The organism is Paenibacillus sp. FSL K6-1217 (genome assembly GCF_045040735.1).
In the GTDB taxonomy this organism is placed as follows: Bacteria; Bacillota; Bacilli; order Paenibacillales; family Paenibacillaceae; genus Paenibacillus_AQ.
Genome location: NZ_CP150271.1, coordinates 1,526,766 through 1,543,952 on the forward strand (window position 1 = coordinate 1,526,766; position 17,187 = coordinate 1,543,952).

The window sequence follows — 17,187 nt, forward strand, 5'->3', positions numbered from 1 at the left end:
ATACGCGTGAGTACGAGAATAACAACAGCAAGCGGCGCCCGGGTCAGCCAAAAACAGGCCAAAGAGCGTACCTTCACAGGCTTCGCCTATCTGTTCCTGTCGGCCGGAGCGCTGGTTATGGCTGTTCCGTTTCTGTGGATGCTGTCCACTTCCCTGAAGCAGCATGGAATGGAGTTTGAGATGCCGCCGAAATGGATACCTCAGCATTTGGAATGGAGTAACTATCGTTTTGTATTATTTGAATCCGATATTGTTCAAGGGTTTATAAACACATTGCTCATTATTCTGCTGCCTTGTCTGGTAGGCTTGTTTACCAGCGCGCTGGCTGCCTATGCCTTCGCCCGGCTTGCTTTTCCGGCCCGGAACCTTCTGTTCGGACTACTGCTGGCAACCATGATGATTCCCGGTGTGGTCACGATGATTCCGACCTTCATGCTGTTCAAAACCATCGGCTGGATTGACAGCTGGATGCCGCTGATTATACCAGGGATGTTCGGCGCGGCAGCCGCCGTATTCCTGCTGAGGCAATTCTTCATGACGATCCCGCGGGAACTGGAGGATGCGGCCAAGGTAGACGGAATGAATCCGCTGCATACCTTCCTGCGTATCATACTGCCGCTATCTAAGCCGGCATTGATTACGCAAGGACTCTTGAATTTTATAGCAGGCTACAACGATTATCTTGGACCGCTGATTTATATCAACTCGCCGGAGAAGTATACCCTGCAGCTGGTGCTTGCTTCCTTTCAGGGGTTCTATACCTCGCAATGGACTTATATTATGGCCGGCTCCGTGCTGGCGCTGATTCCCACGCTGCTGGTGTTCTTTTTTGCACAGAAATATTTCGTTGAGGGCATTGCGTTGACTGGGATGAAGGGCTGAACGATAACACCGATAAGATGAGGAGACAAGAACATGGCAGGTACAGAAACATTCCGCAATCCCATCGTTACCCGCGCTGCCGATCCTTGGGTACTGAGGCACACCGACGGGAATTATTACTTCATGCACACCCAGTCGGGAGGGCTGGGGTTAACAAAGTCCTCCCGACTGACCGGTCTTGCCCAAGGCCGGAAGAAGATCATCTGGTCACCGGAGCCGGGTGGACGGTACAGCTACAACCTGTGGGCACCGGAAATTCACCATCTGGACGGTACATGGTATATCTATTTCACTGCCAATGACGGCGGGGGCGATGAATCGCGCCGCATCTGCGTCCTGGAGAACAGGGCAGCCGATCCGCTGGAAGGGGAGTGGGTATGGAAGGGCGCGCTGCCGACCCCTGTCCCCGGACTGGATGGAACTGTGGTTACGGTACAGGACCAGCTTTATTTTTTGTATGCCGGCTATGGACATTTCCCTGATTATGGTTCTGCGATCTACATCATGCGCATGAGTAACCCATGGACACTGGAGGGGGATCACGTCCTGCTTACAGCCCCGACGCTGGACTGGGAGAAGCAGGGGGGCATGGCGATTAATGAAGGGCCGGTGACGCTGCACCGTAACGGACGCATCTATCTTGTCTATTCGGCCAGCACCACCTGGTCGGAGGATTATGCGCTAGGGATGCTGACCATGGAGGAGTCGGCTGACCCGATGGAGCCGTCTTCCTGGACCAAGTCTCCAGTCCCCGTGTTTCGCAAAAGCGCCGAGAACGGAGTCTATGCCACCGGTCATAACAGCTTTACCGTGTCGCCGGACGGGGAGGAGGACTGGATCGTCTATCACGCGCTTCCCGCTCCGGGCGCGGATGCAGGCCTGCGGGCAACCTGTATTCAGAGATTCACCTGGAAGAAGGATGGCACCCCGGATTTCGGCATTCCGGTGAGTGCGGGTGAGGATATTGCTTCACCGTCAGGGGAATAAGCTAAGCGGCCATTCATTTCTTGTTATCTAACTTATAGCGAAGGGATGAGGATCAGTATGAAAAAAGCTATGCTATTGACTCTAATCGCAGCCTTGTTCGTCATGGGAATTTCGGTAGCGCCTGTACAGGCGTCAACGACAGGAACGGTAATCTCCAGCAGTGCAGCGGAGCCGGAGCCGTATTATGCAAGGGCCGTGAAGCTGGAGAACGGGAATCTGCTAAGCACCTTCACCCGGAGATTCCCCGGAAATGCCGATTGGACAGGCATGAAGCCTTTCCCGTTCTACCAGAGCACGGATGGCGGGGCGACCTGGTCTCTGCTCAGTGAGATTGATCCCAACAATTACGGCCTGGACCGGAATCAGCAAGGAATGACAACGTTATATGTGTTACCGCAGAAGGTCGGAGATTATCCGGCGGGAACGCTGCTGTTCGCGTCGACGGATTGGAACAATTCGGTTCCGTATACGATCCACATCTGGAGAAGTACCGACAATGGAGCTTCTTGGCAGTTCCATAGCAATCTGGCTGCGCGGGGAACTGCAGGAACCCAGCGTACATGGGAGCCGGAATTCTCAGTAACCAGCGACGGGCGTCTGATTTGTTATTATTCGGATGAACGTCAGCCGGGCTATAATCAGGCCATCGCCCGGGAGATTTCAAGCGATGGAGGACTGACCTGGGGGAACTACAGTATTATCGTCGGCAATTCGTCGAACTGGGACTGGCGGCCGGGGATGCCGCGGGTAGTGAAGGTGAAGAACGGAACTTATTTCATGTTCTTTGAAATGCTGGGCGCAGCCCCGAATTTCGCCGTTCGCTATAAAACGTCAACCAACGGAGTGGATTGGGGAAGTGCAACGGATCTGGGGAACGTAGTCGGTACAGGGATTTACCGCGCCTCCCAGACGCCGGAGATTGCCTATATCGATGACGGGACTACGAACGGCAGATTATATGTGCGCGGCATGACCGATGTGGTCTCCTCCGCCAATAAAATGTTTACAAGCGGAGACTACGGTGCCACCTGGACCCAGGTTGATGCGCCGCTTACGGTAAAGGGCTCCAATCAGAACACACCTGCAGCCTGGAGCGGTACGCTCCTGCCCCTCAGCCATTCAATGCTGCTGGAAGTCAACACGGTGAAGGTAGGGGACCGGAATGAAATCCGCGCTAATGTGGCTCAGGTGAACGGGGATTCCTCGATTGTATCCGGCGGAATCTACAAGTTGATCAATCAGAATAATAACCTGCTGCTGGACAATGCCGGGGGCGGCTCGCCGGCCGGTACCGAAATCATCCAGTGGGGTGATCTTAATGCGGATACCCAGTGGTGGCGTCTCGATTACAGAAATAACGGCTTCTTCCGGGGAATGAGTGTGAACAACAATCTGGTCTGGGAGGATCCGAATGGAGCCACGGCTCCGGGGACCAAGGTCATCCTCTCGGCGAACAATGATCTGGACACCCAGCGGTGGACATTCGCCCACAAGGGCAGCAGCTATTACACCGTCATGAACGGGCACAGTGGGTTGATGCTGGATAATGCCGGGGGCGGCTCGCCGGCCGGAACCAAGGTCATTCAGTGGGGAGCTAATAGTCTGGATACCCAGAACTGGAAGCTGGTCCGGGTAGATACGGAGATTCCGGTCAATCAGCTGGAGAGCTTCAACATGCACAGCTATGTGCAATATCAGGACGGAAGAGGAAGAATAGACGGGGCACAATACAGTGCAGAATCCCAGTGGAGACTGGTCAAAGGACTGTCCAATGAATCCGCCGTGTCGATCGAATCCGTTACTAAACCGGGCTTCTACCTCCGTCACAAGGACGGGAAGGTCTGGCTGGAGGCTAACGACAATTCTACCCTGTTCAAGAATGATGCCACTTGGCAGTTGCGCGCCGGACTGACCGGCTCATGGGCGGCTTCCTTTGAATCCTACAATATTCCGGGAGCTTATATGAGACACCGGAATGGCTTGCTGGAGATATCCACGATATCAACGTCTGTAGATCAACAGGATGCCACATTTTACGTGAAATAAGCGGTAAGCTCCCGTTGAACGGATTAAGACCATCAATTTCGATGGTCTTAATTATTGTTATAACATTTAGCCGTGCCTGAGATCCTCCTACTTAGTTGACTTGCTCAGAGGGTTATGCTAAATTTAATTTGGTTGGACGACCAATTAGGAAGATGAGGAGGGTTGACATGCTCAAAGAACCGCTGAACAATCGGAACCTCATTATTGCCAAGACACATGAACTGTTGATCATACATGGATTCAAGGCTACTTCAGTGAAGTTAGTGGCTCAAGCTGCCGGTGTTGCTCCGGGTTTGATCCATTATTATTTTAAAAACAAGGAAGAGCTTATTGTGGCTGTACTTGATGAAGCTAAGCAGCACTGCCTTAGGGACTGGGATGAAATCCTTCAACATGCGAAGGAGACCAGAACCAGCGGCAATATTTTAGACTTAGTTAAGAAACGGATACTTACCGATCTGGAAGTTTACCGTCTGCGGTTTGAACTGTACTCCATTGGACTAAACAATTCGAACCTGAAGGTGCATGTGAATGCACTCTTACTGGAAGAGCAACAAAAAATTGCCGAGCTAATTACGTTACTTGCCCGAAAAGAGGGCCTCAATCACGATGCGTTGGCGGCTTCCTTAACCGCTGCGTTTGACGGGCTGGCTTTGCGAAAATTGACTGATGAGGATTTTGATCTGAACGCAGCCTATGAAACATTAACTGATATGTATCTTTCATTCATTTAATGTTTTATGCGACTTGTTGGTTGGTCGACCAACTTATGATGATTAGCTCAGATATACTGCGATACTGCGATAGAAGCATTAAATGATATGCAAGCTTATTCATTTGATGTTTTATATAATCAATTGGTTGGGCAACCAACCCATGAGGAGGAAATATAAGATGAAAGAATTGAATGAAAAGAAAATTTTGATTGTCGGAGGCAGCTCTGGTATTGGACTTGCAACTGCAGAACTGTTGCTGGAAGCCGGGGCAAAGGTGATCATTGCCGGACGATCTCAGGCCAAGCTGGACTCGGCACGGGAACGCTTCGCTTCTTATTCTGATCATCTTGAAGCTTATGCCCTGGATATGATGGATGAAATGCAGGTGATTCAATTGTTCGAGCAACGAATTAAGCAATTCGATCATCTCGTGATTAGTGCTTCGGAAACATCCCTAGTTGATTTTAAGAATTCTGAGATGTCGACTGTTCAGGAGCTGTTTGCCAGTAAATTTTTCGGCCCTTATCAAATCGTTAAACATGCAGCACCATGGTTATCGAAAGATGGCTCTGTAACGATGTTTTCGGGAGCCGCCGCTTTTAAGCCAAGCAAAGAAACGGTGGTGTTAGGCTCGGTAAATGCGGCTGTTACTTTCTTGGGTCAGGCTTTAGCCATCGAGCTTGCACCTATCCGGGTCAACGTGGTTTCTCCTGGCATGATTGATACACCAGCTCACGGCAATATGGACGCTACAATCCGCGATCAGGTATTCCAGCATGTGGCCAGCGGTCTACCCGTACAACGGATCGGAACCGCTGAAGAAGTTGCCCAAAGCGTACTCTATCTCATTCAGAATGAATACACCACGGGCAGCGTATTACATGTAGATGGCGGGTTATCGATTGCGTAATAAAAACATGCATACAAGTGCATTGTAATAGATTTGAACGGCATGCTCACGGCCAATACCTGTAACCGTTACACCGTTAAACGTACCGCCTTGAGCAGCCAGATAGAAAGCTTTGTTATTTGAGCCAGCGGCTTTATCCGTCTATATGTTAAAGGACAGGATACATCAACCCGCGACCGGATTGCTCTTTTCCGTCTGACCTGGGAACTGGCGATCGGTCCCTTCGGCGGCAGACAGAAACAGTTTGAGCGCTTTTCTTCGGAAACACCCGTGCGCTTACTTCCCGGATGTATAACGTGTACAGACTTGATAAATACAAGGCGATGATTGATGAATTTCTGCAGCGTGGAGAAACCCAGGTCTTTTAAAGACTCTGGGTTTCTTTTGTATTTCAACGACAAGCCGTAATTGCTGCAAGATTGCCGTGAAAGTATAATGGCTAAGAGAGAAGTAATGGAGGGGATCATATGAGAGAGCTGAAAAATATTGAAGAACGTATCCTGGACCGCGCGCTGTATCTGATGGGGAAGAACAAAAGCTGCAATATCGCGATCCGGGCGATTGCCAAGGAAGCGGATGTTAATGTTAGTGCCATCAATTATTATTTCCGAAGTAAAGAGGAAATGCTCAACCTGGTTAAGGAATTCTACATTCAGAATATCCTTACGGTATTGTCTATATTACAAGATGAAGCCTGCAGTCCAAAAGAGAAGCTGCTGCTGGCCGCCAACGAGATTATGGAATATTCGCTGCGTTTTCCCGGTAACCGGGTAATCTACACCCATTCCTTAGAGTGTTCAGATGATGATAAAACTTCAAGACGCGTTATTGATCTGTCAGAGGAGATTGGCAGCCTGCTCAAAGCGTGTTTACGTAAGCTCATACCAGAAGATGATGATAACTTCAGGTTCAAGTATTTGATTTTCACTTCATCTATTAATTATCCTACGGAATACGAAGGGATTACGGAAACAGATGGATTATTCCTGACTGACAAAGAAGCGCGTATAGAATACCTTAACCTGTTGATTGATTCATTATTTTCCGGTTAACAGATCGTATGAACAACGTCGCAGAAAATTCAAACATTTTGTTTTAAACATATTGTCATAACTCATTCACTCAGGTATATTTGAGGTGTCAGTAATCAGGTCGAACTGATTATGTGAAATATATAACAAAGTTTTGGGCCTTGAAAAAGAATGTGAAGGAGAATGTATTATGGCTTATCCTGCCTTGTTCAGTCCTATTAAAATCAGAGGGTTAGAGTTGAAGAACCGTATTATCTTTCCGGCCATGGGCACCAAAATGCCTACTGAGGAACGCTTTGTTACCCAGCAGCTTATCGATTACCATGTAGCCAGAGCAGAAGGAGGCTGCGGCTTAAATTTCACTGAGGTATGTTCAGTATATGGGCCAGCTGCGCCTAAGAAGTTCCTGGCCATCTCTGATGATAAATATATCCCGGGTCTACAGCAGCTCACAGAGGCCATCCATGATGCCGGCGGCAAGGCAGGAATTCAGCTATGGCTGGGTGGATTGGCTGTTGCGAGTGATACAGAGCAGATGATCATAATCCCGAGTCCCGTGCCTGGTACAGAATATACCCTTCCGGGAGCCGAAATCGGGACCTTGCAGGCTGCAGCCAAGGCCTTCGGAGAAGGTGCACGGCGGGCAGTAGCAGCCGGCTTCGATGCCATTGAATTTCATGCAGGCCATAACTATACCCCGCATTCTTTCCTGAGCCCCTTCTTTAACCGGAGAACCGATGAATACGGGGGAAGCCTGGAGAACAGAGCCAGATTCCTCATTGAATGTATTACGTCTATCCGTCACAACATTCCGGCAGATATGCCGTTGTTTATGCGTATTGATGCTCACGATGATTATCTGGAGGGCGGACTGAGTATAGAGGATGTTATTGCATTCTGTAAAATGGCAAAAGCTGCTGGCGTGGATGCGCTTGACGTCTCACGAGGAAACTTCTCTTCTGCAGCAATCAAATATGAGGTGCCTCCTATCGACCTGCCAAGAGGGTTCAATGTCGATAATGCAGCCAGAATCCGCCGGGAAACCGGAATGCTGACTGTAGCGGTAGGGCGTATTAATGCTCCTGACCAGGCAGAGGAAATTCTGGCGGACGGCAAAGCAGATATGGTGGTGATCGGACGCGCACAGCTTGCTGACCCTGAATTCTGCCTGAAGGCAGCGTCCGGCAACAGCAACGATATTGTAGAGTGTGTCGCCTGCAATCAGGGCTGTTATGACGGATTTGTCTCAAGTGAAGTGCCGTTCATTACATGCCTACGTAACCCGGCTTTGGGCAGAGAAGCGGAATACAAGCTGATGATGACAGATCATCCCAAGAAGGTAGTAGTTGCCGGTGGCGGAATCGCCGGTTTGGAAGCAGCTATGGTCCTGAAGCGCAGAGGACATCAGCCGATTGTATGCGAAGCGGCAGGAGCGCTGGGCGGCCAGTTTGCCCTGGCTGGAGAAGCGCCAAGAAAAGAAGAGATGAAAGCAGCCGCTATATCCCGGGGAGAACAGGTAATCAGAGAGGGCATTGAGGTCCGACTGAATAGCCCGGTTACGGAGTCGCTCCTGGAAGAACTTGAGCCGGACGAAGTGATTGTGGCCGTAGGCGCAGCCCCCATGGAGCTGAGAATTCCCGGAAGCCAGTTGACCAAGGTTACGAATTCGCATGATGTACTGTCTGGAGAAGCAACGGTAACCGGAGAAGTCGTTATTGTCGGCGGGGGACTTGTTGGTCTTGAGGTTGCCGAGTACCTGCATGGTAAGGCTTCCAAGATCACTGTAGTCGAGATGCTGGATAAAGTGGCTAAAGACTTGGGTGAACTACGCTCGATCTGTGTCATGGAAAGCCTGCATGAATCAGGGGTCCAGCTTATGACCAACACCAAATGCCTTGAAATTACTGAGTATGGAGTCGTCATTGAAAACAATGGTGAAGTATCTGCGTTCCCATGTGATTCCGTAGTTGTCGCCATTGGGGCAAAGTCACGGAACTATGAGGGGCTCCAGCATTTTTGCAATGAGCATGATATCCCTGTTCATGTGATCGGTGATGCCTTGCGTGCCCGCAGAGCCTTAAACGCTGTCAGCGAAGCGCATGAAGTAGCGAGAATGATCTGACCCCCAATGAACCGAAAGATACGTTAGAATAAGAGGGCGTTGTAGGATTACTACAATGCTCTTTTATTTTAACGTGAACTAGAATTCATCAGTATGAAAGAGCTGCAGAGTATATCCATTTCCCTTTCGTACGATTCTATAATTATTGATCTATAGTACAATCGAGTAAATATGAATGGGGGAGTGAAATGAGAACTTCAAAAATAGATGAATTGATGGTTGCGCGGGTACCCATACTTATCTGGGTTTCTTTAGTCTACATCGCTTCCATGATTCTGCAAAGCACCAGTGGCCTGGTCTTTTTGAATACTATAATTTTCACCATAATTTATATTCTCCATAGCGTTCTTCATTGGTGCCTGTACCGGATCTCCTTCAGCCAAACCTGGGCTTATTTCATCGTACAAGGACTATTCATCTTCACTTGCGCTTTACTGATGCCCATTAGCTCACCTGCTATACTCATTGGTCTGTTTCCTGTACTCATCGGGCAAAGCATTGGGTTGTATTATCAGAGGCGGAAGATAGTGCTGGTTAGCCTGTACTCTATTTTGATGTTCTTCTATGCGCTATTCTATTTAGGAAACGAATATGATCCGGTGCTACTCGTTTTATTGTTCCTCTTAATGCTGATTATTGTTGGTGCATACGCCTCTTTATTTTTTCAGCAGGTACATGCCCGGGTTCGGACCCAAGTCTTTCTGGAGGATTTAGAAAAAGCACACCAAAAGGTCGAGGAGCTTACCCTTGCTAATGAACGACAACGTATGGCACGTGATCTGCATGACACCTTGGCTCAGGGAGTGGCTGGTCTGATCATGCAGCTTGAAGCAGTCGATGCGTATATTTCACAAGGCAATGTTCAAAGGGCACAACAATTTGTTGAGATCTCCATGCGTCAGGCACGGCGGACACTAGCGGAGGCTCGTCTTGCAATTGATAATCTGCGGGTGAAATCCGCTTCCGGGATAGACTTCACAGAAGCTATTACAGATGAAATACGAAGATTTAATCAAGCTACGGGGATAGACGTTATTCACCAAATAAGCATTAGCTCGTTACTGCCGGGAACACTGAAGGAGCACAGTCTGCAAATCATCAGTGAATGCTTAATGAATGTAGCAAAGCACGCTAATGCTACTAAGGTATGGATAAGTATTCTAGAGCAGAATAACCGCATTCACATTGTTATCAAGGATAACGGTGTAGGCTTTGATACCAAACTTATCGGAAAAACTAGCGGACATTATGGCATATTGGGATTATACGAGCGTGCACGGTTAATCGGAGGAGAAATTAATATCGTGAGTCTGTCCAGCGGTACCACCATCCAAATAGAAGTTCCATTAAGCTAAGGAGACGGGATATGCATCCATATAAAATACTTATCGTTGATGATCACTTAGTGGTACGGGAAGGATTGAAAATGATTTTGGAGACCGATCAGCGCTTTAGCATTGCCGGTGAAGCGGAGAATGGTCAGGTTGCTCTACACTTAGTAGAAACACTTGTGCCCGACGTGATTTTGTTGGATTTAAATATGCCTGTGATGAGTGGACTTGATACACTAAAGGCTTTAAATACTAAGCAATATAGCATTCCTATCATTATTTTAACAACCTATAATGAGGATGAATTAATGATCAATGCTCTGGCCCTTGGGGCCAAAGGGTATTTGCTCAAAGATACAAGCCGGGACGAATTATTCCGGACCATTGAATCGGCAATCCGGGGGAGTACCCTGTTACAGGCTGATATCCTAACTAAAGTATTCGCGGCCAAGGAACGGACAAAAATTGCCGGGGCAAAGGATACAGAACCCGTTAACCTTACGGATAAGGAGCTGCTCATTTTGCAGCTTGTGGCCCGGGGGTTTAAAAGTAAAGAAATTGCCTTTGATATGGGCGTTACGGAGCGGACAATCAAATCGCATTTGACCAATATTTACAGTAAGCTTGGAGTAGAATCACGTGCCCAGGCCGTAGCTACTGCCATAGAACAGCGCATTCTTCATATCTAGTCATTAGACATTATCTAGCTATTCCTGTATGGGATATGCCGGGATAATGTCTTTTTCTTTTGCTGTCCGTTTTCTTCCCAAAAGTACATGTCTACGCCTTCCCCTTGGTACGATTCGCCCCTTAAGCTTTTCCTATACACTAAATACATAGAGAATACACAACAATAGGATGTCGGGAGGACACGAAATGGCAAAATATTTATACCGTTTAGGTCATTGGTCAGCAAGCAATGCGAAAGCTGTTATGTTTGGGGGATTTGCCGTTTTAGTGGCATTTGCAATACTTGCGTTGAGCTTGGGGCCAGCGTTCAATGACAGCACATCTATTCCAGGGCTGAAATCCCAAGCAGCGATTGATCTGTTAAACAAAGAATTTGCCGGACCGCAGGAAGATGGGGGACAGACTAGGCTCGTCATGAAAGCGCCACAAGGTCAAACCTTGTCCTCAGAAGCCTCTCAGGCCGTCATTCAGAAAACACAAAAAGAGATTATGGAAGATCCGCAAGTGAAGTCCGTAGCCGGACCTTATGATAACCGGTCGCTAAGTGCGGACAAGACGATAGCCTACATGGACATCACCTACAAAATACCTGCTGGTGAGGTCACAGAAGCTTCCAGAGAACATATCGCAGCTGTAGCTGAAAACATGCGCTTCTCAGACTGGCAAGCTGAACTGACGGGGTCTGCTTACGTCCAGATGAAAATCATGGGTCCGTCCGAAGTCATTGGTGTACTGATCGCTTTCTTGGTTCTGTCTATCACCTTCAGTTCCTTCCTGCTCGGAGTATTGCCAATTGCAACTGCAGTGGTAGGCCTCGGGATTGGCTTGCTCGGTGTAATGATTGGCTCCAATATGCTGGATATTCCCTCAACCTCCATGGCACTCGCCGCTATGCTTGGGCTGGCGGTGGGCATAGACTACGCGCTCTTTATTGTCTCCAGGTTCCGTCAACAATTGGCGGCGGGCTATAGCAACCGGGAATCAATAGCAATCGCAAATGCTACAGCAGGCAGCTCCGTAGTTTTTGCAGCCATTACGGTCATCATCGGACTCGCCGGACTGGCCGTCGTGAACATTCCGTTTCTGACAGCCATGGGGCTGGCTGGTGCATTCTGTGTATTGTTAGCCATGCTCACCTCGATCATCCTGGTTCCTGCTGTGCTCAGCGCGGTGGGGAGCAAGGTCACTGCTTCAAGCGGAAACAAGTGGCTGAAGCCTCGTAAACGGATGAACGCAAAAAGTAACCGTCTGGGGCATTTTGTAACAAGTAAGCCTTGGACGATAGTTATTCTGGGGATGATCTTGCTGGGTGTAATTGCCTTGCCTTTCTCACATCTGCAGTTGGGGAGTTCCGATGACGGGCTGAAGTCAACGGAAAAAACGGAGCGCCGGGCGTATGACCTGCTCTCGGAAGGGTACGGCGAAGGCTATCACAGTCCGCTCATTGTTCTGGCCGTTGCCGAAGGTGAAGGAGACTTCATGACCAATGTATCAAGCGGGGTAAAGGAACTGGAGACTATCCCCAATATAGGTACGGTATCACCGGCTATTCCCGGACCGTCCGGAGAAGTTGCACTGATCAATATTATCCCGGCGACGGGGCCGCATGCTAAGGAAACGACTGAGCTTATAGATGCAATCAGAGATCAGGCTCCTGATATTCTAGAGAAGAACCATGTGGAATTTATGGTCACAGGCGGCACAGCCGTTAACCTGGAGATTTCCCAGAACCTGAGTGATGCGCTGCCTAAATTCTGTCTCATCATCGTCGGACTGGCGTTTCTCCTGCTGATGGTCGTATTCCGTTCGCTGCTGGTGCCAGTGAAGGCGGTGCTGGGCTTTATTCTCTCCCTTGCCGCAACCCTTGGATTTGTCGTCTTTGTCATCCAGGATGGGCATCTGGGCAGCGTCTTTGGCTTCTATGGTACAGGTCCGGTTCTAAACTTTCTTCCTATCATCGTTGTAGGCATTCTGTTCGGCCTTGCGATGGATTATGAGGTCTTCCTCGTTAGCCGGATGCGTGAAGAATTCAAACATACAGGGGATGCCAAGCAAGCCGTGCTGGCGGGCATGGGCCACAGTGGCGGTGTAGTAACGGCAGCGGGTCTGATTATGGTCTCTGTATTTACCGGCTTCATGCTGGCCGAAGATCCGATTATCAAGTCGATGGGCTTCGCGCTTGCCTTTGGTATTCTCTTCGATGCCTTTGTAGTCAGACTGCTTATCGTTCCGGCTGTAATGACCCTAATGGGTAAATCCGCATGGTATCTGCCGAAATGGCTGGACCGCATTTTGCCTAATCTGGACATTGAAGGTGAATCGGTAATGAAAGAGCTGGAGCGTAGTGCTGCTTAGATTATTCAATAGATACTCACTTCTCTTTGAGCTGCGTAATCGCCAATAAGGAATGGTCGGCCAAAGAGAAGATGAGCTCAGCCAGTTCATTACTGGAGAGGATAAATCCTTCTTGTATCCATTCTTGGATGATCGCCAGGCTTCCATTGACCAGGTAGGAATAAGTATACCGTTTCAAGTGTTCAGGTACGTTGAGTTGAAGCTGACTATCAATATTCTTGAGTATTTCACTCAGAAGGCGTTTGGGAAATAACAAATTTTCATTAGAGGTGAGGAGCATGACAGTGAATAGCTCCTCATCTTTTTTAATGTACTCCAGAAATGCCAGGATATAAGTAGTACCACTGTCTCCCGCTTCAATTTTATCCAGATAGGCACTCGTATTATTAATAATCTCCTGTTCAACATTCTCAAGCAGGTCGTAAGCATTGGCATAATGTAAGTAGAACGTGGAGCGGTTGATGCCTGCTGCCGTGCACAATTCCTTAACGCTGATTTGGCTTATATTCTTCTCTTTGAGCAAGCGGATCAAGCTCTGCTTCAACAATAGTTTGGTTAACCGTTCCCGTTGATTCATGGTCAAATCATCTCCAAGCCATAAAATTTCTATAAAAATAGACACTGTGATCTCGAATGTCTAGATTACATCAATGCATAAAACAACTGATGGTTGTTAAATAGACACTGTGTCTGTAGTATGAAGGTAGACGAATGACTTGTCAATAAACTAATGATGCAGGTGAACAATAATGAAGAAAAAACGGATCATGATTACAGGCGCCGCAGGCAATATGGGTGGAGAGACATTAAAGCTACTGATAAACGATCTGGCGAAATGCGAACTGCTGCTCTTTGATTTAGACAATCCGAACAGCCGTGAGAAGCTCCAGCGGTATGAAGGGCTGAACGGTGTGAAAATAGTCTATGGTAATTTGTTGGACCGCAGCCTGGTGGAAGAATGTGTGAAGGATGCTGACATTATTCTTCATATCGCTGCTTTTGTTTCCCCTGCAGCTGATGAGTTTCCCGAACGGGCCATGCAGATTAACTATGGTTCGGCCAAAAACATTGTTGACGCTATTAAGAAAAGCGGCCGTGCAGGGATAACACGCTTTGTAAATATCGGTACAATTGCTGAGACAGGCGACCGTATGCCGCCGATCCATTGGGGACGTGTGGGCGATCCTCTCAAGCCAAGTGTGTATGATTATTATGCCGTCTCTAAAATCGCTGCCGAGCGTATGGTGATTGAATCCGGACTCAGCTATTGGGTGAGTCTGCGCCAGACGGGTATTATGGGACCTGCGATGAGCAAGATTCAGGACCCGATTATGTTCCATAACTGTCTGGATAATGTGCTTGAGTATGTGTCGGACCGGGATTCAGGACGATTAATGCGTAATCTGTGCATCCAGGATATTGACGGAGAGCTTGATCAGGCATTCTGGCAGCATATTTACAACATTGGCGGAGGCGAAAGCTGCCGGGTCAGCACGCTTGAGATGTACCAGGTGCTGTACGGCAAGCTTGGCATTACCAATCTGGATCATGTCATCAATCCGAAATGGTATGCCACCCGGAATTTCCATGGACAATACTATCTGGATTCTGACAAGCTGGAGGATTATTTCCACTTCCGCCGGGATACTATGGAATACTTCTATCAGAGCTACCTCGATAATCTTGGCGCACTCGTCCCCGTAGCGAAGGTCATCACGAAGCTCCCGGGAGGGCAAAAATTCATGGGGGCAATGATTAAACGTACAATGAAAAAGCAGGCTGTGAAAGAACGCGGAACGCTACGTTTTATAGAGGATAATGATCTTGAGAAAATCGATGCTTATTGGGGGAGCAAGGCAAACTGGGAGGCGATTCCGGAGAAGCTATCCGAAATGAAGAAATTCTCCGATTGGAATAAAGTGATCAAGCTTGACCATGGTTACGATGAGAATAAGCCTGCCTCAGAGTTGAATATTGAGGATATGAAAGGGGCGGCAGCCTTCCGCGGTGGTGAATGCCTGTCTGCAGAGATGAAGACGGGGAATTGGACGGATAAGCTTGATTTCAAATGTGCATTCGGCCATACCTTTAATGCCAGCCCCAAACTGGTTCTGGAGGGAGGACATTTCTGCCCGCAATGTGAACGTGAAACCTGGAATTACAAAGAACGTGCCAAACGCGAGCCATTTTTCGCCCAGGTGTGGAACCCTATTCAAGGCAAGGATGATGGCCGGGAATATATAAAAATCGTATCTGAGTTAGATGTCGCCGATCATTCCTAGCTAAAATAGACGCCAACCAGCGGGAAAGTGGAGGGACGATGAAGAGTAAAACTAAATTCAGATTATCTGAAACGCAAATCGCTAAACTGGTTGAAGTGAATTTCGGAGATGAAGGAAAGTTGAGCTCCATTCATGAGTTAAAAGGCGGGATGTTTAATGCAGCATATCTGATCCAAAGAACGGGGGACCCCTACGCTGATTTTCCGCCGGCAATATCTTTACTCCCGGCAAGTGGTGAATAGCTGTCTTAAACGTCTGGAGCTGTAGTGATGCACGGTGTGATGGCATGCTAGTCTAAGAAAAAGTGAGCCTACAGAAATTACTAGGCTCACTTTTGTATTCTTAAGGTGCAAACTCCAAACCTATACATTTTATTGTTTATAATCTGTGTTTATCGTTATTTCTTTCCATTGTTCTATGCTGGCAAGCAGGTTGTTAAATTTATAGGTTGCTGCTTCATAGGCTTGTTGTCCAAGCAACAATCGAAGAGGCGGTTCTGCTGATTCCACAACTTTAATCACTGCTTCAGCAGCCTTTGCAGGATCTCCGGCTTCTTGACCGGCACCGAGCGCGATCCCTTGCAGCATTTGTCCGACGGCGGATTCTTTCAGCTCAGGGATGCTTGTCTCTGTTTTGACAGAAGAGCGGCCCCCCCAATCGGTGCGGAAGCTGCTTGGCTCTATCAAAGTCACATGAATGTTAAAAGGCTGCAATTCTTGGGCAAGACTCTCGGATATGCCCTCCACAGCGTATTTTGTAGCATGGTAATAGCCAAGGGTCGGGAATGAAGTCAGACCGCCAATGGAAGAGAAGTTTATAATGTGACCACTCTTTTGTGATCTCATATGAGGAAGAACAGCATTGGTTACATGCATAAGTCCCCAGAAGTTCACCTCGAACATCTTACGCGTTTCTTCCTCTACGCTTTCCTCGACGGAGCTGAAATAACCGATCCCTGCATTGTTCACAAGCACATCAATACGGTTAAACCTCTCCATCGTGCGGTCAACCACATTGCGGATCTGCTCTGGACTAGTGACGTCCAGCGGGAGAGCAATCACCTGATCCTCATGCCCGGCGGTAAGCCCGGTTACCTGGTCAACATTCCGTGCGGTCACGACAACTTTATAGCCGGCTTCAATCGCTTGCTGCGCGATATGCCGTCCAAATCCGGTTGAACATCCTGTGATAAGCCATACTTTTGCTTCAGACAATCTAATCACTCCTTCAAGGGTATAACTTCACTATAAATCTTAAAGTTAACTTGAAGTCAATACTGATTTTGCAATATGAATATTCATAGACTATTCCATCTTCTTATACATCAAAATATCGTAGATCGCTATCTTGCGGATAATCTTCTCCAGATGAAATTGAGTCTGAGCCACACTGCGTTCCACTTTAGCTTTATGCATAAGCAAAAATTGTTTTCTGGCCTCCAGAGAAGGATCTCCTTGTCGAATCAGCTCTGTATAAGTCTTAATATCTTCAATCGACATTCCCGTATCTTTGAGAGCGATAACCAGTTCAAGCCACTCTAAGACCTCATCCGAGTATTCTCTTCTACCTGAAGCATTCCGTTCAACATGCGGCAAGATGCCTTCTTGTTCATAATAGCGCAGAGTGGAGGGGCGTAAACCTGTGATCTTCTCAATTTCACTAATACTGTACATGCCAAAGTGCTCCTTTCATAGTTAAAGCTAACTTGAAGTGAATTATACCTTTTTCATGAAGCAAATGCGAGGAGATTCAACATTGGTATGCAAAAAAGAGTAGCCTACCTGGAGAACAGCATTTTTCAAAGCTTAACGTTAATTTCGTATACCTTCCTCTAC

16 protein-coding genes and 1 pseudogene are annotated in these 17,187 nt (G+C 48.0%); 13 read left to right on the top strand and 4 right to left on the bottom strand.

The window, feature by feature from the left end; genetic code table 11:
* Nucleotides 1-6: 6 nt before the first annotated feature.
* The 5 genes from MHH28_RS06530 to MHH28_RS06550 all read left to right on the top strand — a co-directional run bounded on the left by MHH28_RS06530 (nt 7) and on the right by MHH28_RS06550 (nt 5,541).
* On the top strand, nt 7-882 hold the full coding sequence (locus tag MHH28_RS06530; protein ID WP_405113202.1) for a carbohydrate ABC transporter permease: 876 nt from the start codon (nt 7-9) through the stop codon (nt 880-882).
* Nucleotides 883-915: 33 nt separating this feature from the next.
* The gene (locus MHH28_RS06535) at nt 916-1,869 is read left to right on the top strand and encodes a family 43 glycosylhydrolase (protein WP_405113204.1); all 954 of its coding nucleotides are present in this window, start codon (nt 916-918) and stop codon (nt 1,867-1,869) included.
* A gap of 57 nt (nt 1,870-1,926) precedes the next feature.
* Entirely contained in the window at nt 1,927-3,915 is a 1,989-nt protein-coding gene (locus MHH28_RS06540; RefSeq protein WP_405113206.1) for an AbfB domain-containing protein, read from the top strand.
* A 167-nt stretch (nt 3,916-4,082) separates the two neighbouring features.
* Nucleotides 4,083-4,649, top strand: coding sequence for a TetR/AcrR family transcriptional regulator (locus MHH28_RS06545; protein ID WP_405113208.1), 567 nt, complete (start codon nt 4,083-4,085; stop codon nt 4,647-4,649).
* Nucleotides 4,650-4,809: 160 nt separating this feature from the next.
* Nucleotides 4,810-5,541, top strand: a complete 732-nt coding sequence (locus MHH28_RS06550) for an SDR family oxidoreductase (protein WP_405113210.1) — start codon at nt 4,810-4,812, stop codon at nt 5,539-5,541.
* Nucleotides 5,542-5,559: 18 nt separating this feature from the next.
* Here MHH28_RS06550 and MHH28_RS06555 read toward each other — a convergent pair.
* Nucleotides 5,560-5,670 (bottom strand): annotated as a pseudogene (locus MHH28_RS06555) (M4 family metallopeptidase); the annotation flags it as partial.
* Between the two features lie 6 nt (nt 5,671-5,676).
* On the opposite strand from MHH28_RS06555, the gene MHH28_RS06560 reads away from it, so the two are divergent.
* From MHH28_RS06560 to MHH28_RS06585, 6 genes are all read left to right on the top strand, one after another.
* The gene (locus MHH28_RS06560) at nt 5,677-5,868 is read left to right on the top strand and encodes a 4-hydroxyphenylacetate 3-hydroxylase C-terminal domain-containing protein (RefSeq protein ID WP_405116886.1); all 192 of its coding nucleotides are present in this window, start codon (nt 5,677-5,679) and stop codon (nt 5,866-5,868) included.
* Between the two features lie 140 nt (nt 5,869-6,008).
* Nucleotides 6,009-6,593, top strand: a complete 585-nt coding sequence (locus MHH28_RS06565) for a TetR/AcrR family transcriptional regulator (RefSeq protein WP_405113212.1) — start codon at nt 6,009-6,011, stop codon at nt 6,591-6,593.
* 169 nt (nt 6,594-6,762) lie between these two features.
* Nucleotides 6,763-8,694, top strand: a complete 1,932-nt coding sequence (locus tag MHH28_RS06570; RefSeq protein WP_405113214.1) for an FAD-dependent oxidoreductase — start codon at nt 6,763-6,765, stop codon at nt 8,692-8,694.
* A 188-nt stretch (nt 8,695-8,882) separates the two neighbouring features.
* Entirely contained in the window at nt 8,883-10,049 is a 1,167-nt protein-coding gene (locus MHH28_RS06575) for a sensor histidine kinase (RefSeq protein WP_405113216.1), read from the top strand.
* A gap of 11 nt (nt 10,050-10,060) precedes the next feature.
* Complete coding sequence (locus tag MHH28_RS06580) at nt 10,061-10,714, top strand: response regulator (protein ID WP_405113218.1); 654 nt, start codon at nt 10,061-10,063, stop codon at nt 10,712-10,714.
* 244 nt (nt 10,715-10,958) lie between these two features.
* A complete protein-coding gene (locus tag MHH28_RS06585) occupies nt 10,959-13,070 on the top strand; it encodes an MMPL family transporter (RefSeq protein WP_405116889.1) in 2,112 nt (703 codons plus the stop codon).
* Between the two features lie 16 nt (nt 13,071-13,086).
* Here MHH28_RS06585 and MHH28_RS06590 read toward each other — a convergent pair whose 3' ends face one another.
* Nucleotides 13,087-13,647 carry a TetR/AcrR family transcriptional regulator gene (locus tag MHH28_RS06590; protein WP_405113220.1) on the bottom strand — a complete coding sequence of 187 codons (561 nt, stop codon included), beginning with the start codon at nt 13,645-13,647 and terminating at the stop codon, nt 13,087-13,089.
* Nucleotides 13,648-13,819: 172 nt separating this feature from the next.
* Between MHH28_RS06590 and MHH28_RS06595 the strand changes: the two genes are divergently transcribed.
* Nucleotides 13,820-15,352, top strand: coding sequence for an NAD-dependent epimerase/dehydratase family protein (locus tag MHH28_RS06595; RefSeq protein ID WP_405113222.1), 1,533 nt, complete (start codon nt 13,820-13,822; stop codon nt 15,350-15,352).
* Nucleotides 15,353-15,390: 38 nt separating this feature from the next.
* A complete protein-coding gene (locus MHH28_RS06600) occupies nt 15,391-15,594 on the top strand; it encodes a hypothetical protein (RefSeq protein ID WP_405113224.1) in 204 nt (67 codons plus the stop codon).
* Between the two features lie 129 nt (nt 15,595-15,723).
* Here the strand turns inward: MHH28_RS06600 and MHH28_RS06605 are convergent, their stop codons facing one another.
* Together MHH28_RS06605 and MHH28_RS06610 are read right to left on the bottom strand one after the other, a co-directional pair.
* Nucleotides 15,724-16,566 (bottom strand): oxidoreductase, encoded by an 843-nt coding sequence (locus MHH28_RS06605; RefSeq protein WP_405113226.1) that lies wholly within the window; start codon nt 16,564-16,566, stop codon nt 15,724-15,726.
* A gap of 90 nt (nt 16,567-16,656) precedes the next feature.
* Nucleotides 16,657-17,025 carry a MerR family transcriptional regulator gene (locus tag MHH28_RS06610; protein ID WP_405113228.1) on the bottom strand — a complete coding sequence of 123 codons (369 nt, stop codon included), beginning with the start codon at nt 17,023-17,025 and terminating at the stop codon, nt 16,657-16,659.
* Between the last annotated feature and the right edge of the window lie 162 nt (nt 17,026-17,187).